This is a genomic window from Bradyrhizobium sp. USDA 4451, assembly GCF_054822585.1.
In genome coordinates, this window is record NZ_JBTRCH010000001.1 from 403,340 (window position 1) to 429,302 (window position 25,963).

A 25,963-nucleotide genomic window follows, 5' to 3' on the forward strand; every position below is an offset into this window, starting at 1 on the left:
CGCTAGCGAAAATGTGGCGACTCCATCACAGAATTTGGAGGCAATCGGGTTTCAGATCTTCTGATGTGCCAGACTTCCATCGTGTGAATGCCTACGATCGAAACTATCGATTTTACCAATCTCACGCAGTGTTGCATCAATCTCATCAGTCGGCGCATACCGATCACGCCAAGCTTCTAGGTCGAGACGAGCCCGCGCTACCCCCAGCCGACCAAAGATACGCATTATGCTGCAACGTCATGTTCGGGCTTGCAACCGTGGTCCGAGCACCTGGACCGAGCCAATGGCCAGAGACGGCTTATCCGCGAACACATGATTCGCCGCAGATCGGACATCTGGTGCATATCTTGCTTAGCGAAAAAAGATAACGTAACTGAACGCCTGCCTTTGGGATGACGCGCCGTCTCGCGGATCGTCTTCACTCGACACGGCTAAAACAACGAGCCTCGCATGAATGCTGTCGCCTCTCAACGACGCGGCGGCTTGCATTCGAGTATATTCGGGAAGGAAGCGTCATGACCACCATGGCAACCGCGGCACCCGCGCGCGCGTCGCAGACTTGGTATAAGATCCTCTACGTCCAGGTGTTGATTGCCATCGTGGTTGGTGCCTTGGTCGGTTGGCTGTGGCCATCTGTCGCGACCAACGATTGGGTCAAGGCGCTCGGTGACGGATTCATCAAACTCATCAAGATGGTGATCGCACCGATCATCTTTTGCACCGTCGCATCCGGCATCGCGCACATTCAGGATGCAAAGAAAGTCGGTCGCGTGGGCGTCAAGGCATTGGTCTATTTCGAGATCGTCTCCAGCTTTGCGCTGCTATTGGGCCTTATTATGGGTAATCTGATCCAAATCGGTCGTGGCCTTGCACTCAAGCCGGACGCGGCAGCGGTCGCCAATTACGTCAAGCAAGCGGAAGCGTCTAAGAGCGTCGATTTCATCCTCAACATCATTCCCGATACCGTGGTCGGCGCGTTCGCTCGCGGTGATGTTTTGCAGGTACTCCTGTTCGCGATCCTGTTCGGTTTTTCTCTGATGGCACTAGGAGAACGCGGGGAGCGGCTGCGCGGCATGATTGATGACGTCGCGCACGCGGTGTTCGGCGTAATCGGCATCATCATGAAAGCGGCCCCGATCGGGGCCTTCGGCGCCATGGCCTTCACGATTGGCAAGTTCGGGCCGGCAGCGCTCGGCAATCTGATCGGTCTGATCGCGCTATTTTACGTGACGGCTGCGCTTTTTGTGGTGGTGGTGCTCGGCGTTATCGCACGCATTGTCGGCTTTTCGATTTTCAAGTTCATTGTCTATATCAAGGACGAGCTTTTGATCGTGCTCGGCACTTCGTCCTCGGAAAGCGCGCTGCCGCAATTGATGGAGAAGCTTGAGCGGCTCGGCTGCTCCAAGCCCGTGGTCGGCCTGGTGGTCCCAACTGGGTACTCCTTCAACCTCGATGGCACCAACATTTATATGACGCTTGCCACATTGTTCATTGCCCAAGCGCTCGGAGTCGATCTCACCTTTGGCCAACAGCTCACGATCTTGCTCGTGGCAATGCTGACCTCCAAGGGGGCAAGCGGCGTCACCGGCGCGGGCTTCATCACGCTCGCCGCAACATTGTCGGTCGTCAACCCAGCGCTGGTACCGGGTATGGCAATCGTGTTCTCGATCGACAAGTTCATGAGCGAGGTACGCGCCCTTACCAACATCACTGGCAATGGCATTGCAGCCGTGTTCGTATCCTGGTGGGAAGGCGAGCTAGAGCACGCGACGTTGCACGCTCGGCTTGACCGGCCCACCACTGTCGACACAGGGCGGTAGACCCCGGATGTTGGTCGCCGTCATTGCAAGACGCGTCGAATCCAAGCGCAACCGCATTTACGATTCTTCGTAGTTCAAGTCGGCACCGTGCCTGATCTGCGAATCGGAGCGTTCTCCCACGACATCGCAGAACGCAGCTCTTGCTCCGCGTCACGCCCCCGGCAGTCGCCGGGGGGGGTGACCGCACGCGATAAGGAGCTGCAGTTTTAGAAAGTCATTTTCAAGCGTAATCTTTCGAGGTCAGGCTTCTGGCGAGCCGAGCGCCTGTGCAACATTGCCGAGCCAGGCAGGAAGACTGCGAAGGAACGTATCCAGCGTGACGGACCAAGGTGTTGGCCTGCCCACAAATGCCCATGTGCGTGGTCAACACACTTGCCTCGCCCGGCCGACGAGGCGGTAGCATCTTCCGCGTGCAACTCAGTACTACGGTGCGTATCAGATCCGATGGATGTGATCAGCGTGGACTAGATTGGCACCTTGACTGAGACGAGGCGGCTCGCAGAAGCAAGTGTCGGCTCGACCCTCATATACCCGCTCTGGATTCCGGCTGACGGCTCGTCGGCACCGAGCCTGGGCGGACATGGCCGCGAGGCATAGATAGCCGTTGCATAAGTTCGCCTTGCTATCTCGGCACATCACATTACGCTCCCTTCCGTATGATCGATCGCGAGATGCGTGGTCCTGCAGCTTGCACCTGCCCTTTCCGGGTTCGACAAGTGGGCTGCTTTTTCGGCCGCGACGTCCTGGCTGAACTGGAGTCCTTGTCCTCGTCGCGGGTGCCACTGGGTCGCGGCGGCGGTCCTCGGCCGCAGCCTCGAATGCCTGCCCCGAGGTCACCGGCGGAGGAAAGCCGACAACCCAGCCTCGATTGTACAGAGGTCAGCGCGCAATATTGAAAGGTTTAGGACAACTATACGTACGTTTGTAATGCGTCTTCCTTCGGCGCGTGCTGAGTTCAACACTAGGCAATCAATCTCGAAACCGCGCACGAGCGTCTATCGGCACGGAAAGGATTGCCTCATTTTTGCCTAAAATGTTATAGCTCTCCCGCCGGAGAAAAGGCCGGACGATATAAAAATGCCTAGCCAGATCAGCAGTTTGAAAGTTTCAGCACCTCAGTTTACCTTCGGCAGCATAACGTTAGCCGTAGTAACGCTGGCTTGCCTGTACCTTCACGCGCCGTTCGCTGCGACGGCGTTCGCCTATTTGTTAGTCGTATTGCTGTTTTCGTTGATGGGCAGCCTCATCGCGTCATCCGCGCTTTGTGTCGTGGCCATCGCAGCTCTCGCTTACTACTTTGCGCCGCCAGCGTTCAGTCTGCGGATCGATGACCCACAAGATCTTCCGGTGGTCGTTGCGTTCTTCATTGTCTCGATCATCGGAACGCACCTGATCGGAAAAGTCCGCCAAGAAAGCCAAGCCGCGCGTGAGGCCGCAGCCAAACTCCGGATCAGCGCGGCCGATCTGGAGGACCGCGAGAAACGCTGGCAAGCAATCTTTGAACACAATCCCGCCATGTATGTCATGGTCGACGAAGCCGGTACCGTCCTCAATACCAATACGTTCGGCGCGGCACAGCTCGGCTATGCGCGTCCCGAACTGATCGGCCACTCCATCCTGGGGGTCTTTCTGGAGGAGGATCGCGAGCTAGCTCGCGAATGCATTCGCGCCTGCCTTGAAGATATCGGTCGATCGCGAACCTGGGAGGCCCGGAAAGTCAGGAGCGACGGCTCGGTACTGTGGGTACGTGAAAATGCCAAAGCCATGCTGTGGGCTGATGATCGGCCCATTGTTCTGATATCCTGCGAAGATATCACGGAACGGAAGCGGACCGAGTTTGCCCTGCAGCGGAGCGAAGCACATTTGGCCCAGGCTCAGGAGCTGAGCAATACGGGCAGCTTCGGCTGGAACGTCGTCACCGGCGAGGTCTTCTGGTCAAAGGAGACGTTTCGAATATTTGAGTTGGACCCGCAGACCGTTCCGTCGCCGCACCTCGTCGTCGAGCGCACCCATCCAGATGATAGGGCTTCGGTTCAAGAGGTCATCGATCGGGCGATGCGAGATCCGAAGGATTTCGAACATGAATACCGGCTGCTGCTGCCGGACGGCTCCGTGAAGCACATCCATGCGCGGGCACGAGCCACGAGAACCGCCAGCGGTGATATTGAGTTTGTCGGAGCAGCGACGAATGTTACCGCGGAGCGGCAAGCAGAGCAGAAGCTGCGCCGCAGTGAGGCCTATCTCGCCGAAGCCCAGCATCTCAGTCACACGGGCAGTTGGTCCTGGGACGTTCATCGGCTCGATTTTGTGTATCGCTCCGCCGAGGTCGATCGTCTGTTTGAGTTTGATCCGCAAGAGACTGTATCAATAGAGACCATTCGCTCGCGCATCCATCCAGACGATCTCCCCGGGCTCCAGGAGGTGCAGCGCCAGGCTATCGAGCTCAAGGAAGATCGCTTCGAGTATGATTTTCGAATCCTTCTAAAAGACGGCGGGATAAGGCGCATACACTCCGTTGCGCACATCGTGCTCGGCAACGATGGTTGCGTGAGCGAACTGATCGGAACGCATATGGATGTGACCGAGCAATACGCCGCCAGAGAGCGCCTGGAAAACACACTGGCTGCGCTGCGCGAAAGCGAGCAGCGCTTTCGCGATTACGCCGAGACGGCTTCCGATTGGCTCTGGGAGACCGGGCCGGATCACCAGGTTACGCGCTTGTCCGAGCACACCAGCGCTGCGGGAATCTTAGCGACAGGATTGATGGGCCTGCTCCGCTGGGACATTGCGTGCGATGTCGAAGAGGAACCTGAGAAGTGGCAGCAGCACCGGGCCACACTGGAGGCGCATCTGCCGTTCCGGGATCTCATCTACCGTACTGTCAACCGGACCGGATCTCCGATCTACGTTCGGACGAGTGGCAAGCCCTTTTTTGATACGAACGACAAGTTCCTTGGTTACCGCGGCGTCAGCACCGACATCACCGCCATTATTCGCGCAGATCAAGCCGAACAACAGTTGCGAAAGGCACATGCGGAACTTGCGCATGTGACACGTGTAACAACGTTAGGAGAGCTGACAACCTCCATTGCCCATGAAATTAACCAGCCACTCGCCGCGATCATCAGCAACGCCGACGCGTGCCTCGGCTGGATGGGCCGCGAAACTCCTGATCTATCGGCGGCGCGCTCTTCGGTTGAGTGGATCATCGAAGACGCAATACGGGCAAGCGAAGTGATCCGTCGCGTGCGCGCTCTTGCGAAGAAAGGCGAGATCGAGATGGTGCCGCTCGATATCAATGAGGTCGTTAGAGACGTCATTGCGCTAGTGACCCGAGAGCTGGTGAGCCACCAAGTGGCGTTGAGAACCGACCTGGTGGCAACGCTGCCTACGATTCTGGGTGACCGGATTCAGCTGCAGCAAGTGATCATCAATCTAGTGATGAACGGGATCGAAGCCATGGACGCAGTTAGGGACCGAAAGCGTGAGTTGCTTATTCAGTCCTCTATGGACGATATGGGGCATGTGCAGGTGGCCGTGACAGACTGGGGCGTCGGGATCGCCGAGAATGATGCAGACCGCGTGCTAGAGCCTTTCTTCACCACGAAATCCAGCGGCCTTGGAATGGGTCTTTCGATCTGCCGGTCGATCGTTGAGGCTCACGGAGGACGGCTGTCAGTGGTGCGCAAGCAGGAGCCGGGCGTGACATTCCAGTTTGCCCTGCCGTTGCATGAGGAGATCGTCTCATGACGCGACGCTTTGACCCGCCAAGCAATCTCGAGGCTTCGACAAAGGCCATGGTCTTCGTCGTCGAGGATGACATCTCCATGCGTCGGTCGCTCACCAACCTTTTTCAATCGGTAGGATTGGACGTCGTCGCATTTGGATCGGCCCGCGAAATGCTGCAGAACGCACTTCCGGATGTTGTTAGCTGTCTGGTTCTTGATGTCCGCCTCCCAGGCTTGAGCGGCCTCGAGTTCCAAACCGAGCTGGCGAAGTTGAACATACATATTCCGATCATTTTCATTACCGGCCATGGCGACATTCCCATGAGCGTCAAGGCGATGAAAGGAGGCGCGGTCGATTTTCTTACCAAACCGTTTCGCGATCAGGAATTGCTTGACGCGGTGATCGCCGCGACCGAGCGCGACCGCAAAAGACGGGAGGCCCAGCAAACCGTCGCAAACCTGCAGTCCCTATTTGAAACCCTAAGCCCGCGCGAACAGGCGGTGATGAAGCTGGTCGCTTCCGGCCTGATGAACAAGCAGGTAGCCGCTGAGCTTGGGCTCGCCGAGATTACGGTCAAGATCTACCGGGGACACGTAATGAGGAAGATGCGTGCCCGCTCGCTGGCCGATCTGATCAGAATGGCTGAGACTCTGGGGATCGGCGCCAATCGTCCTGAACAAACCTAAGTATGATTTTACAATTTCGTCCCTCGAGCCCACTTTTCATCCAGGGTGGCTAATGCCTCGGCAGCCGTTAGTCCCGCGCCAGGAGGGATCGTCTTGTCCACGCCTTTGATTTCTGTCGTAGACGACGACGCATCCGTCCGTGCGGCGACGGAGAACCTATTGAAATCGCGCGGCTACATCGTTCAAACGTTTACATCGGCGGAGGACTTTTTGAGATCGCCGCGGTTGAAGGAGACCTCCTGCGTAATTACGGACGTGCAGATGCCGGTTATGAGCGGCTTGGACCTGCTGGCGGAAGTGCGGACTCGCGGTTACGGGGTGCCATTCATTTTCATTACTGCCTTCCCGAACGACCGCGTGCGCGCCTCAGCTCTGAGCGCAGGAGCGGTTGGCTTTTTGGCCAAGCCCTTCGCCGGACATGCACTGATCGAGCACCTCGATGCCGCACTGAAAGAAAACCGCAACGGAGGATGCACTTGAAACGATCAGCCGGCAGCGAGTCATTTCAGCCCGAATGTCGAGATCCGGTCGCGAGCTCGGTACGATCTTATTGAAGCGGCCTGTGCGAAATCAGGTGGCCCGGCGCCAGTCGATGTCGCATTGCCTTCTTGGCCCTTGAGCTGCCCAGGCATCAGGCCGCTCAGAACGACGTTGCCACCAGGGTCGGAGTACTTGGCACTTCTAGGCTCCGCTCGCCCCTTCTTTTTGGCACTTCGGGGAACATTGCGCAGAGGGTGTTCGACAAAGCTCAAGCGCGAAAGTTCTGCGCGAGCTGCTTCCGCCACAGCGCCAGCCGCCGCATTTTTCCCTGCCTGCCATCGCTCCGTGCTTTCTTCAGACCACCCTTAGAGCGGCCTCCTCGACGCTCCCCAACCCCTGCACATGTTAGATGGTGTACAAGACCTCCGCAGCCAAGCCGTCCAGATACTCAAGGGAAACGCCCGGCCGCCAGCGGCGGCCTGGCGCATCTTGTTCTGATCTGACGTAGCCCATCACCGGATGCGAGCAACTCCGTCTATTGGATTGCGCACCGAATCGGCTGCTCAGTAGGAGCGAAGCCGGGCGACGCAGCTGTACTCTAAGCGGTATCTCGCTCAAAAACACCAGGCTCTCTTCCTGCGGCGGGCCGCAATAGGCCGCTTAGTTACTGAAGATTTCGCGAAGAGCGGCGCTAGCTAGTCTAGATGACGATCTTAGGTAAGATCCTCTCGTTACAGTTGTGGCGGACGGCCGAGAGGATGACGTTGGCGGCATCGCCGGCGCGGCGTTTGAGGTAGCAGCGGCCGAGGTGACCATCGGTCTTCGATGGCGGAGCGGCCGCCAGCTCGCGCTTGATGACCCGAAGACGCCGCGCTTCTGGCCGGAGATGAAGACCCGGCGGGGATTTTATGTGTCATGGCCGCGGTACCCCTTGTTGACATAGGCCCGTTCGATCGCACAGGCGGTGAGTGTCTCGGTGCGGTCGATTACGTCCCGCAAGGTGTGACCGTCGTACGGGTTATCGGGTAGCGCACTGGCATGCAGCACGAACAGGCCGCCGGGAGCCCGGCGGTTGTTGGTGACGATGGAGGCTTTGACACCGAACTCGTAAGGCGCGGCTGCTTTGCCCTTGCCGTTGCACTCGACCTCGGGAGCATGGAAAGAATACAGCTTCCAGCCGCGCTGGCGCTGCTGCTGCGAGCGGATCTGGGAGGCCGGCTGAGCGAGAGGGCGAAGGTGTTCTCGAGTACGGCCAGGCCTTCGATCTTGCGGCGGATATCGCGGATGATCCGGCCCAACCGGCTGCGCAGGATGCGAACTGCCGCTGATGCCGCTTGAATTGCTTGGCGTGGGCGTAGCGTCCCGCCATCATGGCCGCGGTCTTGGCAATGCGAAGATAGGACTGCCGCAGCTTGACCCCGTGCTTCCTCGCCAGGCGGTTGAGCCCCTTGATCGCCGCGTGCAGCAGCTTGACATTGGTCGGGAAGGTGATGGCCTTCGGCTGCACGGCGGTATCGACCGTGACCCGCTTGAAGTCCTGACTGGGCAACGCGCCGGCCTCGTGCACCACCCGCAGGCTCTCGGCCAACAGCAGCTCCAGCTTGTCGCCGAGCCGCTTGCGCCAGTGGCTCAGGTCCGAGCGCTTGTGCGGGAACGCATGCTGAAAGAACTCTTCGCCGGTGAAGTACTGGAAATATAGGTCGTGGACCCAGCGCTCGCCCCCCTCATCGGACAGGCCGTAAATGTGCTTGAGCAGCAGCAGCCCGATCATGAAGCGGTCGCCGTCCCCGGTCGACCGTTCTCGCTATAGAGCGGCGCGATCTCGCCGTCGATCCAGTCCCAATCAACCCTGCCGGCGAGCTGAAACAGCTCGTGCTTCATGTTGATGATCCCTGGCCCGGAACAGGTCGCCCGATCCCGTTGCTTTGGGCTTCTTCGGTCGCATCGCCACCTCCGATGCGAGCACGGAATCATGACTGGCGATTCGACCGATTCCTGAAAATGAATTTGCAGGGTTCCGATGCCCGAAACATCAAACTTCTGCAGTCCCAAAACAGGCCACAACGAATAATGCAATCTCACCTCAGTCGCTTAGCCGCTCTTCACGGTCGACGCGTTAAATGGCCGGAAGCGGACACGATGACGCTCGCGCCTGCCATAGGCAATCCGCTCGTGCCGTCTGGCGGCAGTCGAAAACCCCGGCTGCAAGCCGGGGTTTTCTGCTGCGCTATTCATAGCCAACCAACTCTCGTAACCGCCGCGGTACGGTGAGCTACGGTGCACCTCACGCATTGAGCCGAATTGGATTCGGCTTCGTTCAGTCCTGGGCTCGATCGTAAGCCGCAGGTGTTGGTTTATCTGCGCTCCTGCACCTCCTTTCATGGAGGTGCAGATCTCACGTCACATAAAGTCTCCGTCCGAGTCGGGCTCTGAAGAAGATTCGGTATCGCTCTCCACTTTGGAGAGATACCTCGAAGAACTGGTTGCACGCTGCCATCCACCATCCCTGTATCGCCATTGGCTGGACTGGCTGGGATCGAGCACCATATCATTTTGATCCACTTCAACGAAGCCCATTTGTTCTGCACGAGTTCTCGCTTCGTCATTAGCAGGACGCCAGTTCACCAGCGGCCGTTCGCCGTCTTGCCGTAGCTGGTGCTCGAGCAGAATATCGCCAGCGTTGCCGACGAGCGGATGAGCAACCTGAAAATCCACGATCGAGGTGACGTCAGTGCGTCCGGGGAACTGTTCTCGCCACTGTTGGCTGTAGAACTCACTCTCCATGGAAAATCCCGCTTCCGTTCTTTGAAGACCGACGCTCCTGTTTCCTAGTTGGTAGCTGTAATATCGGGCGGCGTCAGAATCCCTTCGGATCCCAAAATTGCTAGCGACATCCGCCGTGCGCCTGGCTCTTTCGGATACATATTCCGAGTACTCCTGCGGATTGTTGGCGATATGATTGATTTCGTCGCCATGAAAGTTCCTCACCTCTCGCCGGAATCTGGCTTGGTCGATTTCAATGACAGGAGGGCTTGAGCTGAGATAATAATTCGGCTGCGACGATGAGCTGGCACCGGAATCGTGCAATCGCATTCTAGCGAACGCGTCGGAAAAGTCGTCGGCATTCCCGTGACTGCCTGAGTGATGATACTCATCATCGGATGGAACACCCGACCAGTTGCTAATTCCATTGTACATGACGACCAGACTCCTATCGATGTCGCATTTTGTTCAGGTCCCTCCGACCTGCCAAGGCCTGTTAGGCCGTGTGGAGCTGATAGGCAGCCTGGCTTACGAAAACCTGACGTGGATCCCTCTAATCGTACTTCACTCTGGCTTGTCACCGTGCTTGCTTCAAAACACTCACGGCTGACACGCTCAAGCCATCGGCATTTAGTTGGCTTGATAAGGCCGAGAGCAAGTCCGAGAATGCCTCTTCACCAACAACTGGGTCGTTCGATGTTGGCCTGCTGATTCAAGCGGCTCGTTCGCGTTCCAACGGCTCGTCGCACCGCCTGATATCCTGTTCTTCGTTTCGATAGTTCAGTGGAGCTCGAGGACGGGCCGACTTAAATAGATTGGCGACGTCCTGGCTTTGACCGGCGATATCGCCTAGCTAATTGCGACTCATGGCAGCAGGCCCCTTGTCAGCGTCAGCGCTCATTTATCCAAATCCGCATTTCGCCTTCACCGCGGTTCGCCCAGCTGAACCAGGGGATGAATGTCAACCGCTTCGGTTCTAGCTGTCCAGGCACCCTGTCGTAATGATAAAGTGGCGCTTCTTCGGATTGCGTGTGTTGAAGTCGCGCTCCGTCCGCCTGCAGCAAAATCTTGCCGTTGAAGAGACCAGTTCCGTCGACAAGGGAAAAACGGCTGCCTGCATGAAGCCAAACGTTGTGTAACTCGGTCCCGTTGTCGACTTCCTCAAGGCAATAAACTAGCGGGCCACGCTCTATGGCCACCTTGCCAGCCAAATTACGAACTTGCGGATGGCCGTAAACGCGACGTACTTGCATCGGCAGCAATAGTTTGACGCGATCTCCCTGCCTCCATGTCCGGTGAATGTGCAAATAACCACTTCGGGGCTCGCAATTGATACGCTCTCCATTCAGACTCGCCTCGGGCGCGCTGCACCATTGTGGTAGGCGCAGAGCGAGTGTGTGGGAAATTGGCAGCGCGGATTCGACGGCGATCTCCACTTCGTCTTTCCAGGGATAGTTGCCGCTCATGAGCAGTCGCAGCTTAGTCCCGCCGACCGGTATTTCCACCCTATTGCCTACGTAGAGATTTACATAGAGCGCATCGGCGCGGGGTGTATAGATATAATGACCAATCGATGCGAAAAGCCGTGCGATGTTCGGTGGACAGCACGCACAGCCAAACCAGTGCCTTCGCACCGGCGAGACATGATTATAAATGCCATTGGACCTCAGCGTTTTGGGATGCATTTCGAGCGGATTAACATAGAAATAATGACGACCGTCGAATGCGATACTGCCGAGAACGGTATTGTAGAGCGCGCGCTCCATCACGTCGGCATAGTGACCATCCAGCTCCATCTCCAACATCCGACGCGCAAACATCATTAGGCCAATGGACGCGCAACTTTCCGCATACGTCGTATCATTCGGCAGATCGTAATCGCAGCTAAACGCTTCGCCCGCGCTCTGCGAGCCGATGGCGCCGGTGATATAGATCTGGCGCTGCACCATGTTTTGCCACAGCCGTACGCAAATCTGACGTTGCTGATCGTTCTGACGCAGCCGGGCAAGATGAGCTACCCCGGTCATGAGGTATACAAAGCGAACCGCATGGCCGGTGGCAGTCCGCTGCTGCGAAAGCGGCAAATGCGCTTGGCTATATGCTTTGTTTCTCAACATCCATGGCGGGCCGCCTGATTTGGTCGCACAGGATCGCCGGCGCTTCTCGTACTCAATGTCGTAAAAATGGGGCTCCGAGCCCCGTTGCTCCACGAAAAAATTGGCTAGCGCGAGATATCGCTGCTCATGCGTCACTTCGTAAAGACGCACTAACGCAAGTTCAATTTCCGGGTGGCCATCGTAGCCATGTAGCTGATCGCGCTCCGGGCCGAAGACTCTGTCGACGTGGTCAGCAAGTCTGCAACCAACCTCGAGCAATCGCCGTTTACCCGTCGCCTGAAAGAAAGCGACACCCGCTTCAATCAAATGGCCGGCGCAGTAAAGCTCGTGGCACTCTGCTAGGTTGCTCCAGCGCTCCCGCGGCGCGTTCAATGTGAAATAGGTGTTAAGATAGCCATCGCCACATTGGGCGGTTGCAATCAATTCAATCAGCTCGTCGGCGGCCTTCTCCAGCTCTGGATTGGGTGCCTGGCATAGCGACCAAGCAACCGCCTCCAGCCATTTTGCGACGTCACTGTCCTGAAAAACCGTTCCATGGAACTCGCCTCTTGCATCTCCGGCGGCGATGCGGAAGTTCTCCACCGCGTGGCTCGGGACCGCCTCTGGATCGCGATCGTTCAGCACCTCCCATTGGTAGGGAATTGCCACTTCCCTTACCAACTGCTGACATTTCCCAATCAGTGGATCCAAGACGTGTAGGTTGTGAAGATCGATTTCGGCCACATCCCGCTCACTCATTTCAATCCTCCCTGGTGGGACGGAAGGACGCCTAGCCGGGCAAGCCGACGCACCATGATTGCGTTGCTGGAGTTGCGGCACTGAGGTTTGCAGCTGCACAGTCCTATTCCCGAAGCGAGTGTTGCAGTGATAAAAATGGAGAGGGTTCTCCTGCGGCGTTGCACTACCAAACATGTGCTGGCAGCGGCTCGTTCGAGGAGCGGGCCAGCAATTCCCATGCCGAGAATGAGGAGTGTTCTTCTGGTCGATCCGATCCGCGGCTCTGCGATAAGCATCCGTCGCGATCGCTGGTCCACCAACCGGATTAGCCAGTCGAGGTAAATCCCCCATCGCCGCAGCGCTGGGGCGATCCTGGCACACGAACCGATCGGCTGTCCCCAGGGCAGATAATGGCCCACATACTCGCCGGCCGCAGATACAGCCGGAACACCGCTCCTTTCGTCGCGACCAGCCGCCCGCACCTGATTCGAGGTCTTCAATATGCTGCGCGGGAATGTCAGGTTTCGGACAATCCTTTGATGACGCGTGGCAGGTGGGAGGGGTGCGCAGGGCGTGTGAAACCCAAGTCGGATCGAATGGGCCGCTGCCACGCTGGATTCAGCGGAAAACTGGGCCGTTAATCCTAGCCCCCGGTCGAAGTGTATATATAAGTTGGCCGAGATGGCGCGCATGCTGGCATTTGGAAAAAGTAAGTTGCCGCGCCTACGCCCTGCCAATGAGCCAGCCGCGACGAAGCAGCCCGGAGCTCTTTACGCTGGTCTGCTCGTTGGCTTTGCGAGGATGCGGAGCATCCGTTCTGAATCGGCTTCAGGCTGATTTGGCCCTGTGGGCAGGCGGGCCTCGCTCCCATCGCGTTAGTTAGGGTTACGATCCGAGTAAGAATCAATCTGCTCGTCCAACTGATCGGGCTATGATTGACCCGTTGATGCCGGGAATCGTTCTCCATCGAGACTTACCGTCTGGCCGATCGGCGGAGCCCCGGGGCGGCGGCGACAGCATTGCCTGAGCGAGCAACCAGCAGAAACTACGAGCAACTTCGGATTCAACTGGATCAAGGACTTGTCCTGCTCCGTCATCCACAACCAACGGAACGGAACGCAAATCCAACAGCCCGATACCTTGGCGGGAGGCTCTGCGGCTTCATTCGACAGTCACCGATTTAGCGAGATTACGTGGCTGATCTACATCCGCGCCTCTTACCAGGGCGACGTGGTAAGCCAAGAGCTGAAGCGGAATGGCATAGACCATCGGCGTAAAGTTTGCGACCATCTCCGGCAGCACAATGGTTATGAGTGTGTCCAGCGTTGCTTCCAAAGCGCCCCTCGCATCGGTGATCAGGATGATCTTGCCGCCGCGAGCTGCAACTTCTTGCATATTCGATACGGTCTTCTCGAAGAGCTCGTCGTAAGGCGCAATCATCACCACAGGCACGGCCTCATCGATCAAGGCGATCGGTCCGTGTTTGAGCTCGCCGGCGGCATACCCTTCTGAGTGGATATAGGAAATTTCCTTCAACTTGAGTGCACCTTCCAACGCCAGGGGGGCGGACGTGCCACGGCCGAGATAGAGCACGTCCCTTGAGTTGGCGATATCACCCGCGAGCTTTTCGATCTGCGGCTCGATCAACAGCGCCGCAGCAATCAACCGCGGCACTTCAATGAGCTCGCGCACGAACTTCGATTCATGGATCTCTGACAGCTTACCGCGCTCTTTTCCTGCTGCGACGGCAAGCACCGCCAATACCATCAACTGGCAGATGAATGCCTTCGTAGAAGCGACGCCGATTTCTGGCCCCGCCAGCGTCGGCAGCACGGATTCGCTCTCGCGCGCAATCGTCGACGTAGGGACGTTAACCACAGAGATCGTGTGCAGGCCCTGGCTTTTGGCGTATCGCAACGCAGCTAGCGTGTCAGCGGTTTCGCCGGACTGCGAGATGACGATCGCGAGATCGCCCTCGCGCAAAGGCGCCTCCCTGTAGCGGAACTCGGATGCTACGTCGATCTCGACAGGCAAGCGAGCCAACCGCTCGAACCAGTATTTGGCGATGTGACCGGCATAATTTGCCGTTCCGCACGCAGTAATTGAGATACGCTGAATGGAGTTAAAATCGAACGGCAATGTGAGCGGCAGAGCTACGCGCTCGCCTGCGGTATCAAGATAATGCGTCAGTGTTTTGCAGGCTACTCTCGGCTGCTCGTGAATTTCCTTGGCCATGAAATGGCGATAGTTCTCTTTATCCACAAGGAGTGACGATACGCCGGGCTTTGATGTCTCCCGCTGAACGACGGTGCCGTCTGCGCTATAGATCACGCAGATCGCGCGGGTAAGCACGGCCCAGTCGCCGTCTTCGAGATAGGTAATGGTGTCGGTCAAGGGCGCGAGCGCGATCGCGTCTGATCCTAGGTATACTTCGCCGTTGCCATGTCCAATCGCGAGGGGCGATCCCTTGCGCGCACCGATCATAAGGTCGTCGTGGGCCTTGAAGAGGAATGCAAGCGCGAAGGCTCCGCGCAGCCGCGGCAGCGAAGCTTGTACTGCATCCTGCGGCGAGTAGCCATTCTTGAGATAAGATTCGACGAGATGCGCCACCACCTCGGTGTCCGTCTCTGAGTAGAAGTTGGCCCCATCCCGCTCCAGCTCGGCTCGCAACTCGCGGAAGTTCTCAATGATTCCGTTATGAACGACCGCGACATTTTCCGTCGCATGCGGATGAGCGTTGCTCTCTGTCGGTTTTCCATGAGTCGCCCAGCGGGTATGACCGATACCGGTGCGACCCTCGGGCGGACAATAGCGCAGCCGCTCCTCAAGGTTTCTCAGCTTACCTTCAGCCCGCCGGAGCTCGATACGTAGCCCTTCGAGCGTCGCAAGGCCTGCGGAGTCGTAGCCACGATATTCCAATCGCTTGAGTGAAGCGACCAACTGCCCGACGACTGGACCACGCCCCAAGATGCCGACAATTCCACACATATCGATTAATGCCGCCCAAGTTCAAAGAGCCTGACGTCCCCGACAGGAACTCTGGTCATGAAATTCGCTTTCGACAAAAACTGACTTTCTCTGGATGGCGACGATGGCGTCGTTGCCGCATAAGGCCGCTGCAAGGATACGTCGCGCAAGTCGTGTGGTGTCACCTTACAACTTCCTGCTCTCGCATTCACGCAACCGTTCTAGGGTTTGTCGCGCTGGTATAATAGGCTTCTCAGCCTCTGACGGTTTCCAGCTATGTTGGTCGGGATGAGACTAGACGATTGGTACCGAAGCTCCATTGTACGGACGTAAGCTTTCGATATCGAACTTGTTCGAAGAACTATACCAACGTTTGCTGCGTTCTCACATTTCGTGCTTGCGTCAACCATCCGCCGCTGACGCGAGCGGGCCACCAGCAGAAAAGCGATGATCGTCGTCGATGATCCTGCCGCTCAGGCTACAAGTTCCGTTCAGAAGAAGGATCGGGGCATTTTGTTGGGCAATCGTTATTCATGCGCAGGCTCGCCGTGCTCTTGCTTACGTGCCAGAGTTCAGACGAATGCATCGACTACCGCGGCTTCAGCAAGTCACCCTCTTGCGCCATGGTTACACCGAGCGAATGCACGCATGCGCCCAATGAAAGATAGAGGACACAGACTTCGGCCTATCTCATTGACGTTTGCACATAACCGACGTTGGCTTTCGTTTTGAAGCTCGATGGTATTCCCCCTCCAGCACGATATAAATCAATGTATATAGTGTGCAATCCTGCACGATGTGTATGACTAGATCTAAAGATAGGTTTCCTCTGATTGCCAGTGAAGTGCGCCGGCGGATTTCTCGAGAAGCCCGTCTCGCAAAGGACGATTCGAAGGGAAGCTTTCTTTCCAGCGCAGCTAAGAGAGACCATGGCGGCTCAGGACTCAAAGCGGCGCGTTGCGCTGATCACCGGCGTGACCGGGCAGGACGGCGCGTATCTCGCCGAATATCTGCTCGGGCTCGGCTATACCGTGCACGGGATCAAGCGCCGCTCGTCCTCGTTCAACACCGCGCGTGTCGACCATCTCTACCGGGACCCGCATGCCGGCAACGTGCCGTTCCTGATGCACTACGGAGACATGACGGATTCGACCAATCTGATCCGGCTGGTGCAGCAGATCCGGCCGACCGAGATCTACAATCTGGCCGCCCAGAGCCACGTCCAGGTCAGTTTCGAGAGCCCGGAATACACCGCCAATGCCGATGCCATCGGCGTGCTGCGCCTTCTGGAGGCGATCCGCATCCTCGGCATGGAAAAGGAGACCCGGTTCTATCAGGCCTCGACCTCGGAGCTTTACGGGCTCGTGCAGGAGGTCCCGCAGAAGGAGACCACGCCGTTCTATCCGCGCTCGCCCTACGGCGTCGCCAAGCTCTACGGCTACTGGATCACGGTGAACTACCGCGAGGCCTATGGCATGTTCGCCAGCAACGGCATCCTGTTCAACCATGAGAGCCCGATCCGCGGCGAGACGTTCGTGACGCGCAAGATCACGCGCGCGGTCGCCCGCATCGAGGTCGGCCTGGAGAACAAGCTCTATCTCGGCAATCTCGATGCCAAGCGCGACTGGGGCCACGCTCGCGACTATGTCGAGGGCATGTACAGGATCCTGCAGGCGGACGAGCCCGGCGACTTCGTGCTCGCGACCGGCGAGACGCGTTCGGTCCGCGAATTCGTCGAGTTGGCGTTTGCGGAGGTCGGCCGCAGCATCGAATGGCGCGGCAAGGGCGTCGAGGAGGTCGGTGTCGACAAGGCGTCCGGTAGCACCCTGGTGCAGATCGACCTGACCTATTTCCGGCCGACCGAGGTGGATCTTCTGATCGGTGATGCGAGCAAGGCGCGCGCCAAGCTCGGCTGGGCGCCGAAGACGCCGTTCGCGCAACTGGTGAAGGAAATGGTCGCAAGCGATCTCGTCGAGGCCAGGCAGGATGCAGCCAATGGCAAGCACGGCGTTTGAACTGAAGGGCAAGACAGTTTTCGTCGCCGGCCATCGCGGCATGGTCGGCTCGGCGCTGCTGCGCAGGCTGGCGCGCGAACAGGCCGATCTCTTCACGGTGTCGCGCAGCGAGGTCGATCTGCGCGACCAGGCCGCGGTCAATGGCTGGTTTGCCGCGAAGCGGCCGCAGGCCGTGTTCCTCGCCGCCGCCAAGGTCGGCGGCATCGTCGCCAATAACACGCTGCGGGCCGAGTTCCTCTACGACAATCTGGCGATCGCAACCAATGTGATCCAGGCGGCGCACGCCAATGGCTGCGAGAAGCTGATGTTCTTCGGCTCGTCCTGCATCTATCCGCGCCTCGCGCCGCAGCCGCTGCGCGAGGATTCGATGCTGACCGGCCTGCTCGAGCCGACCAACGAGCCCTACGCGATCGCCAAGATCGCGGGCATCAAGATGGCCGAGGCCTATCGCAGCCAGTATGGTTCGGACTTCATCAGCGTGATGCCGACCAATCTCTATGGTCCCGGCGACAATTATCACCCCGAATACAGCCACGTCGTCGCCGCGCTGATCCGCCGCTTCCATGAGGCCAAGGTGTCAGGTGCCGGCAATGTCGTGGTGTGGGGCACCGGCACGCCGCGCCGCGAATTCCTCTATGTCGACGATCTCGCCGACGCCTGCATCCATCTGATGAAGACTTACTCCTCGCCGGAGCTGGTCAACATCGGCACCGGCGAGGACATCACCATCGCAGACTTCGCACTCATGGTCGCAGCCGCCATCGGCTTTCGCGGCGAGATCAGCTTCGACACCTCGCGCCCCGACGGCACGCCGCGCAAGTTGCTCGACGTCAGCCGACTGGGCAGGCTCGGCTGGCGCGCCCAGACCTCACTGCAGGAGGGCATTCAGTTGGCGTATCGGGCGTATCTCGCCGACAGCAGATGGACGGCTAGAGTAACCGAATGTCCCGACAAGCGGGCGCAGGGCCGATCCAAGAATTACTCGGCGGTAAATGTCCCAACATAGCCGCGCTAGCCGCTCACGCAGATAATCAACTCGCCGCACAGCCAACCCAGTTCGTTAACAACGACGCTCGGTGGGACGCCCAGCACCGAGTGCCCCTGTTGTGCCAAAGCCACGGCTCAGCCAGCCGACTTGCAGGGACGGAGGCATGATCGACGTGCTGTTCTACGCCGATCAAGTTGCGAGCTATCGACGCTCGGCACGAACGCCGCCTTGCGACCGGCCATTAGCTCGACGCGCGGCGCCATTCCCTCTGGGCCGACGCTTAGAGAGACTCTGCCATCACCATCCGCGCCGACAGCGTCGCGATGCACATGAGCACACCTAACATCGCGAACGCCAACGGCAAGCCGACCATGTGTGCGACGAGCCCGATGCTGGCGGGACCGACCAGTAGACCAGCATACCCTGCTGTAGTGATGACCGCAATCGCAACGCCTACGGGCATCACTTTCTGCTTGCCGGCGCGTCGACACAGTACGGGTACAACATTTGAAACACCCAATCCAATGAGCACGAACCCCGCCATGGCAATCAACGCAATCGGCGCGGCCACCACGGCCAAGAAGCCGATCAAGATTGGCACGGTCCCGAGCATCAACATGGTACGGTCGCCGAGTCGAGCTACCATGGTATCTCCGCTGAGACGGCCTGCAGCCATCGCAATTGAGAAGAGCATACAACCAAGGCCGCCCTGGGCCTCTGCGAGCAGGCCTTGCCCAACGAGAAGCAAAGCGCTCCAATCAAGCATTGCACCTTCGACGAGAAAGGTGATAGCCGCGAGTACGGCTACTAGCAAAACACCGCGATTGGGCAAGACAAACAACGGCTCCTGCCGTCTCGAACCCATGGCGAGCAACCGCGGCCAAGCTGATAAAACCGCGATCATCATTAAGGCCGAACAGACTAACGTCGAGATAAGCGGGCCACACTGCAGCGAAAGAACCGTGGTCACCGCGGCAGAGCCGGTGAATTCGCCAATGCTGTACTGGGCGTGGAAGCCGGACATCAATGGACGTCCAGCGGCGTGCTCCAATTCGATCGCATGAATATTCATGGCTACATCGATCGAACCAAGTGAAACACCGAAAGCAAACAGCATGGCACCGAGGCTGAGAGGTGTGCCGGCAACTGCAAGCCACGGCAGGATGAGCGCGATGCCAAGCCCACTCGCGATAATGATGGGCTTGCTGCCGTAGCGCGCATTCGACACACTGGTCAAAAGCATAGCGATGACGGACCCCGCTCCGAGACAGAGTAGCAGAAGACCAAGCACGCGGTTATCCACCTCGAGCCGCTCCTTCGCGAGCGGCACCAAGGGCGCCCAGGCCGCGAGGCCGAAGCCGGCCACAAAAAATGCGAGCCGCGTCCCGAGCAGGCCCGCAGACCAGTTGGCAGATGGTATCACAGGCACTCCTGAGAGGACGGCTCGCGAGCGCGGCTCCCCTCATCCGGTGAAGCTCGATGATGGCGGCCTCAAGTTGACAATCCTCAGCTCTGCAAATGCTATGCCGTCGTGAAACGGGGCCCAGGTCCTGGCGCGAGAACGCCTAAGGAGCGTGATTGTCGAGCACCGTCCGGCGCGTCGCGCCATCTTTCTGGGACAAGCCCTAAAGTGACAATCGTCTTTGCTGGCAACGACGGTCGGGAGCGCAAAGCTCAAGGAATCCCTGTCGGAAAACATACAAAGCCCAACGCGCCCTTCCATGCACTGATTCACCTCGAACACGGTCGTCAGTTTTTATGACATAACTTTTAGCCAATCCGGAAGCTCTCATCATAAGCAACGACACTGCGTTGCAAGATCAATACAACGAGCGTCACTAGCGCGGGCTTTCCAGATCAACACCTAGCTTTATTCGGCACGGTCGCGGAGGCCAAGGCCCCTTCATTCGTGCGGTGTGCGCGAGGCCTCGGGCTTTGCGTCTGGCTTCTCCGCAAGCGCTTCCGTCAGCCCAATGAGCTCAGCGAACTGCCATCTCGTTATCTAGGACAGATTGCGCCGAATGCGACGATGCTAGAAGCTGAGCAGGCTGAACGTGCGCGCGGGGATCTCGCGGACGAGCCGGGACGCAATTAAGTCCCGCTGATGACGAAAACGACATCTCTGCCGATAAAGCGGCGGGGGACGATTGAGCCGTAGTGAAAGGTGATGACCGATGGGACGGCGGTCGCGCGCAAGCCGTCAATGCCGGTCCAACACTTGCGAGATCCCATTTATTCCCAACTTCAGGCTGGTGATTCCCTACGCCGTGCCAAATGTCTTCGTATTTCGGGTGATCGGGTCTTAGTGTGCACTGACGAAGATCACCACCATTTCGGGTCGAACGGCGAGAACATCAGCTCCAAACGTTCTGGGCTTTTCCTCTGATATTGGATATCTGGCCCGTGGGCTGGGTTGTCTTTGGAGCAATCAGCTGGATGTCCATATCGTTCTCGTCGACACCGAAAGGGGCCGCGCGGTCCCGCGACGACATCAATTCAATTGGCTCTGCGATCGCTTGGCCGGGTCCAGGACAGGTGCCTTCGACATAAAGGCGCCCGCTGGCATTGTTCAAGCGCTTATACCCGCGACTTGCCGAGGTTGCCGCTCTGACCAGCTCGAACGGCGCTGGTAAGGAACGAGTATAGTAACCAAAGATCGATTAATATCGTCGCGGCCATCACGCTATACGCCCATGCGCTCTGCATTAGATTGAGCTCGATCAGAGCCCGTGACAAACCGAAGCCCACGATCCAAGCATCAAAGCTCATGCAGATGCGTCGAAATATCTCCGGATCAAGTCGGCGAATGACGTAGGATCCCAGCGGGATGCCGAATACAACGCTGGGTACCAAGACATGGAGAAGAGCGCCGCTTTCGAGAAATGAACAGACCGAGCTTGTGATAGACGAACGCGGTCACGCTCGATTCCGCCACGCGTACCAGGGCAAGGCCGGCGCGAAATTCGTTTTTAATCAGGCCCTGATTATTAAACAGCATCGCCAAGGGCGGGCCGGAGATAGTCGTCACCGAATAGAGGATGCCCAGCATCGATCCGAATGGCAGACCGATCAGCCAGCTTGCCTCGATAGGGCGGCGCCAACCGGCCGCTTGCAGCAGGATCAAAGGTAGAATGATCGTGAAGGTGGCTAATTTGATCCAGCCGGGCTGCAGTGAAGCCAATGCATAGCCGCCAAGCGCAATGCCCGGCAACAGTCCAACCAAGATAGGAAACACGCGCCTCCAAACCGCCGGTACGCCCTTCAGATTGATGACGAGCACGTAAACGTTGACGAAGACTTCGACGATGACAATGGCAGGATTGAGAATGCGATTGGTGTAGAAAACCAGCGCAAGCGGCACAGTGAGCGACGAAAAACCGTAGCCGATGGCTCCGTTTACGAAAGCCGCAAAACACGTCGTTGCGGCCAGGAACCAGATAGAAGCATCAAACCCAGGCATTTCCTTAACTTTCTCACGCCGGAGGGCGCCCAATCCCGCCAGGGAATCAGACGTAAACATTGGTCTTCAAGATTGCGAAAGATTCTGACCACTCGCTTACGAAATGCGGCCGTCTTGATAATGGCGATGACCGTGGTCAAGTGCGTAGCTTCTACATCTGCTCCCTGTTATGGGCTGCAGTTGTGCAACAGAAAGTGGCGCGGTACTTCCCGCTACCTAACTACATCACTCAGCATGGGCCTCTGATTGCTCCACCAATGGGTTTCGTATCGAAACCTCAACTGCGTCGGCATCCGTATAAGTGCGGACAACCAGTTCTCCAACCCCACAGAATTTCCCTTATCGGCAGCACTTGAGGCGGATCAGACTGGAGTTTGTCTATTTCAGCTAGCAATTCAAACGCGATCGGATGAGAGCAAGTAAATTTTTCTATCATCGCAATTTGGACGATGCGAAAGCTGCTTTTGCTCGAGAACACATTAATTCGCTCCGCGCCTGGCGGTGAGCCGGCGTTCGGCTGCGGTGAATGTGCGGCAATTCATCGTGGCGAAACAGCATCGGATTGCTGATGTGTTCTTCAAGCGCCCGATACGCACCAACCTCGGCAGCAATGGCGCGAAGATCTCGATGAAACGGAGCGTTACGCCTCTCCTAAGGCTCCCCCGTTCACCACGCCGATAGCTCGAGATGATCTTCTTTCCCTTCTATGAGGTAGTCCTTTGCCGCGGGTTAACGATAGGTCGACAAGAGCACCACGCGAGCGATCATCCTTCGGTCCCGTCGCGAGTTTCAGGGCGCATCAGATCACCACGTTGTGCAAGAAGCGTACCTATCGTAGAGCCCCAATCGGTCGATCCGGCCTGATCCTGGCGTCATTGCTCGGCCGGCTGGGCCTCGGCAGCGCTGGTGAGGTCGAACTTAGGGCCCTTCTTCGCCTGACCGACACTCGCATCGGCACGGTGATCGGAGGCGATCGCGACATAGACTGCCGGCAGGACGAAGAGCGTGAACAGCGTGCCGATAGACATGCCCGCGACGAGCACCAGCCCAATTGAGAAGCGGCTCGCGGCGCCAGCTCCTGTTGCCGCCAACAAAGGTACCACGCCAGTGACCATCGCCGCCGTCGTCATCAAGATTGGACGAAGTCGGACGCGAGCCGCCATCTCTATCGCCGAGCGACGGTCTAGTCTCTCCTTGAGCTGCAGCTCGTTGGCGAACTCAACCATCAGGATCCCGTGCTTGGAAATTAAACCGACCAGCGTCAGCAGCCCGACCTGAGTGTAGATGTTCATCGTCGCCCAGCCAAAGAATAGTGGTATCAAGGCGCCGACAATTGCCATGGGTACACTGATCATAATAATGAGGGGATCGCGCAGACTTTCGAACTGCGCCGCAAGCACCAAGAATATGACGACCAGTGCAAATGCGAAGGTGATGGCAAGTTGGTCGCCCTCGTGCACATATTGCCGCGCATCGGCAAGGAAGTCGTGGCTGAAACCCGCCGGCAGCTTCTTTGCCTCTGCTTCCAGGAAGTCGACGGCTTGACCGATCGTGACCCCAGGCATCGGCACGGCCTGAAAGGTCGCGCAGTTGAGCTGGTTGTAGTGGGTGAGCGCGTTCGGATCAGTCGCAGTCTCCACCGAGACGACGGTAGATAGCGGAAGCATCGAGCCCGTCGCAGTCTTTACATAATAGTTCCCAATCGCTTCCGGGGCCATGCGTTTCTCGCGCGGCACCTGCGGGATCACCTGGTAGGAGCGGCCCTGCAGATTGAAGCGATTGATGTAGTTTCCGCCAAGTAGGGTGGCCAGCGCGTCGCCGATATTCTGCATGGTGACGCCAAGATCGTTGGCCTTGGACCGATCGACCTTGATCCGCACGACGGGCTGGTTGAACTCGAGGTCAGAGTCGCTAACCATGAACAGACCGCTCTTGCGCGCGGCGTCCTTCAGTTTCGACATCTGCTCATAGACGGATTGGAAGCCAAGCGTCGAATTGATCACCATCTGAACGGGCAGGCCGTCCGATCCGCCCGGAAGCGCCGGTAAGCTAAAAGCAAATGCGTTAATGCCTTCGATTTTCGACAGCTCGGCTTGAACAAGGGACCTAAGCACGATCGATGATCGCTTGCGCTCGTCCCATGGCTTCAGCAACATTCCGGCCATGCCTGATTGGGAGCCGCCACTACCGTTGAGCACGAAGCTCAAATCGGTCTCGGAAAACTTTCGGAATGCCTTTTCGAGCTTGGCACCGTAATAGTCGAGATAGTCGATATTGGCATATTTCGGCGCCTTCGTGAGTGCGAATACGATACCTTGATCCTCCTCGGGTGCAAGTTCCTTAGAGGTATGCGCATAGAAAAAGCCGGCAAGGCCCAGCATGGTCAGCGCAAACAGCCAGGTAATTGGGCGATAGTCGAGCGAGCGATCAAGCTTGCGGCCGTACCAGCGTGTCATAGCAGCGAACACGCGTTTCGCGAATCTTGCAAACCGCCCCTCCTCGGCGCTCTTTAGAAAGACCGAGCACATCATCGGCGACAGCGTCAAAGCGATCACGCCAGACACGATCACCGCCCCGGCCAGCGTGAACGCGAACTCGCGGAACAGCGCACCGGTGAGGCCACCGAGAAAGCCGATGGGAGCGTATACGGCCGCCAACGTAATCGTCATGGAGACAACGGGGACCACGATCTCGCGCGCTCCCCTCGCGGCGGCCTGCAGGGGCGGCGCCCCGTCCTCTAGATGACGATGGACGTTCTCCACCACGACGATCGCGTCGTCGACCACAAGACCTATCGCGAGCACCATCGCAAGGAGGGTCAGGAGGTTAAATGAGAACCCCAGCGCCAGCATCAAGCTGCAGACGCCAACGAGCGACAGCGGAATGGTGACGACGGGAATGATGACCGATCGCAGCGAGGCCAGGAACAGGAAGATCACCACCACCACGATCGCGATGGCCTCGATGAGGGTCTTCTCGACTTCATCGATCGACGATTGGATGAATTTCGTTGAATCGTAGGCCACTTTCATCTTGAGCGATGGCGGCAGGTTGCGCTCCATTTCTGGAAACAGCGCGCGAACACCTCGTACTATGTTCAGCGGATTGCCTTGTGGACCCGCCTGCACGCCGATGACGACCGCGTGCTCGCCGTTCATGACGGCACTAACGTCAGTCGTCTGTGCGGCAAGCTCAACTGTCGCGATGTCTTCAATGCGCACAAAGCCACCATCATTGGCTTTAACGGTCATGCGCTTGAAGTCATCCACACTCCGTAGGTCGGTATTTGCCGTGACGTCGGAGATAGTGAAATATCCCTTGGTCTGGCCGGCCGCCGCCTGGAAGTTATTGGCGGCGATTGCAGCCGAAACATCAGCCGGCGAGACGCCGCGCCCTGCCATTTTCGCCGTATCGAGCCATAGCCGCATCGCAAAACTTTGGCCGCCCAGGATGTCTGCCGCGGCGACGCCGTCAACGGTTGACATAACCGGTTGCACGACGCGCGAGAGATAGTCGGAAATCGCGCTGGCCGTCAGTTCCTCGCTGGAGAAAGCGATATACATGACAGCGGTGGCCTGACCCGTTGCCTTGGTGACGACTGGATCGTTTGATTCCTTCGGGATTAAATATTTGATTGAGTTGACCTTAGAAAGCACCTCGGTGAGCGCCTCGTTGGGATCGAAATTCAGCTTTACGTAGACTTCGATCGTCGACGTACCGAGTACCGATGAGGAAGTGATGTAGTCGACGCCCTCGGCGGAAGCGACGGCCTGCTCCAGCGGAGCGGTTATGAACCCCTGGATCATGTCGGCGGAGGCGCCAGGATAGGAAGTCGTGATATTGACGACCGTATTGGACAGCTTGGGATACTGCCGGATCGGCAGAACGGTAGCCGCGCGAAGTCCGATCAGCAGGATCAGGAGACTGAGGACGACAGACAACACCTGGCGTTTGATGAAAAGTTCGGTAAATGCCATCTCGACTCGCATTCAAGGTAACGCAAATCGCGAGCAGGTCATGCTGCCCGCGGCTAATGCGCGTAAAATTTGGGAACTGGAAACGCCCGATCCAAAGGCACACGCTCCCAAGCAGGGAGCTCAGTCCTGCGCTTGTTACATCGTGGTTGCTGGGATGAACATCGGACCTACCCTTCTCATCACTGACCGCGACCTCGAATTGCGGGAGCACTTCCCAAGTTAAACATCCATGTCTTTTTTGCGC

12 protein-coding genes and 1 pseudogene are annotated in these 25,963 nt (G+C 57.9%); 6 read left to right on the forward strand and 7 right to left on the reverse strand.

Going from position 1 to position 25,963, the window contains the following annotated elements; translation table 11 throughout:
* The first annotated feature begins 515 nt into the window (after nucleotides 1–515).
* The 4 genes from dctA to ACVMB0_RS01755 all read left to right on the forward strand — a co-directional run bounded on the left by dctA (nucleotide 516) and on the right by ACVMB0_RS01755 (nucleotide 6,715).
* Entirely contained in the window at nucleotides 516–1,820 is a 1,305-nt protein-coding gene (dctA, locus tag ACVMB0_RS01740; RefSeq protein WP_461345120.1) for a C4-dicarboxylate transporter DctA, read from the forward strand.
* 1,077 nt (nucleotides 1,821–2,897) lie between these two features.
* Nucleotides 2,898–5,570 carry a PAS domain S-box protein gene (locus ACVMB0_RS01745; RefSeq protein WP_461345121.1) on the forward strand — a complete coding sequence of 891 codons (2,673 nt, stop codon included), beginning with the start codon at nucleotides 2,898–2,900 and terminating at the stop codon, nucleotides 5,568–5,570.
* Complete coding sequence (locus ACVMB0_RS01750; protein ID WP_461345122.1) at nucleotides 5,567–6,235, forward strand: response regulator transcription factor; 669 nt, start codon at nucleotides 5,567–5,569, stop codon at nucleotides 6,233–6,235. The genes ACVMB0_RS01745 and ACVMB0_RS01750 overlap by 4 nt, the downstream gene beginning before the upstream one ends.
* A 93-nt stretch (nucleotides 6,236–6,328) precedes the next feature.
* Nucleotides 6,329–6,715, forward strand: coding sequence for a response regulator transcription factor (locus ACVMB0_RS01755; RefSeq protein ID WP_461345123.1), 387 nt, complete (start codon nucleotides 6,329–6,331; stop codon nucleotides 6,713–6,715).
* A gap of 736 nt (nucleotides 6,716–7,451) precedes the next feature.
* On the opposite strand, the pseudogene ACVMB0_RS01760 reads toward ACVMB0_RS01755, so the two are convergent.
* The 4 genes and pseudogenes from ACVMB0_RS01760 to glmS form a co-directional block, all read right to left on the reverse strand.
* A pseudogene (locus ACVMB0_RS01760) lies at nucleotides 7,452–8,660 on the reverse strand (IS5 family transposase); the annotation flags it as partial.
* A 455-nt stretch (nucleotides 8,661–9,115) separates the two neighbouring features.
* Nucleotides 9,116–9,913 carry an effector protein NopP gene (locus ACVMB0_RS01765; protein WP_461345124.1) on the reverse strand — a complete coding sequence of 266 codons (798 nt, stop codon included), beginning with the start codon at nucleotides 9,911–9,913 and terminating at the stop codon, nucleotides 9,116–9,118.
* Between the two features lie 455 nt (nucleotides 9,914–10,368).
* Complete coding sequence (locus tag ACVMB0_RS01770) at nucleotides 10,369–12,333, reverse strand: glycoside hydrolase family 127 protein (RefSeq protein WP_461345125.1); 1,965 nt, start codon at nucleotides 12,331–12,333, stop codon at nucleotides 10,369–10,371.
* A 1,140-nt stretch (nucleotides 12,334–13,473) separates the two neighbouring features.
* Entirely contained in the window at nucleotides 13,474–15,300 is a 1,827-nt protein-coding gene (glmS, locus tag ACVMB0_RS01775; protein WP_461345126.1) for a glutamine--fructose-6-phosphate transaminase (isomerizing), read from the reverse strand.
* Between the two features lie 908 nt (nucleotides 15,301–16,208).
* On the opposite strand from glmS, the gene gmd reads away from it, so the two are divergent.
* Together gmd and ACVMB0_RS01785 are read left to right on the forward strand one after the other, a co-directional pair.
* Nucleotides 16,209–17,294, forward strand: a complete 1,086-nt coding sequence (gene gmd / locus ACVMB0_RS01780) for a GDP-mannose 4,6-dehydratase (protein ID WP_461345127.1) — start codon at nucleotides 16,209–16,211, stop codon at nucleotides 17,292–17,294.
* The gene (locus ACVMB0_RS01785; protein ID WP_461345128.1) at nucleotides 17,275–18,300 is read left to right on the forward strand and encodes a GDP-L-fucose synthase family protein; all 1,026 of its coding nucleotides are present in this window, start codon (nucleotides 17,275–17,277) and stop codon (nucleotides 18,298–18,300) included. The genes gmd and ACVMB0_RS01785 overlap by 20 nt, the downstream gene beginning before the upstream one ends.
* 262 nt (nucleotides 18,301–18,562) lie before the next feature.
* On the opposite strand, the gene ACVMB0_RS01790 is transcribed toward ACVMB0_RS01785, so the two are convergent.
* The 3 genes from ACVMB0_RS01790 to ACVMB0_RS01800 all read right to left on the reverse strand — a co-directional run bounded on the left by ACVMB0_RS01790 (nucleotide 18,563) and on the right by ACVMB0_RS01800 (nucleotide 25,719).
* The gene (locus ACVMB0_RS01790; RefSeq protein WP_461349574.1) at nucleotides 18,563–19,702 is read right to left on the reverse strand and encodes an MFS transporter; all 1,140 of its coding nucleotides are present in this window, start codon (nucleotides 19,700–19,702) and stop codon (nucleotides 18,563–18,565) included.
* Nucleotides 19,703–21,076: 1,374 nt separating this feature from the next.
* Nucleotides 21,077–21,802, reverse strand: coding sequence for a sulfite exporter TauE/SafE family protein (locus tag ACVMB0_RS01795; RefSeq protein ID WP_461345129.1), 726 nt, complete (start codon nucleotides 21,800–21,802; stop codon nucleotides 21,077–21,079).
* An 812-nt stretch (nucleotides 21,803–22,614) separates the two neighbouring features.
* Entirely contained in the window at nucleotides 22,615–25,719 is a 3,105-nt protein-coding gene (locus ACVMB0_RS01800; RefSeq protein WP_461345130.1) for an efflux RND transporter permease subunit, read from the reverse strand.
* Nucleotides 25,720–25,963: the final 244 nt, after the last annotated feature.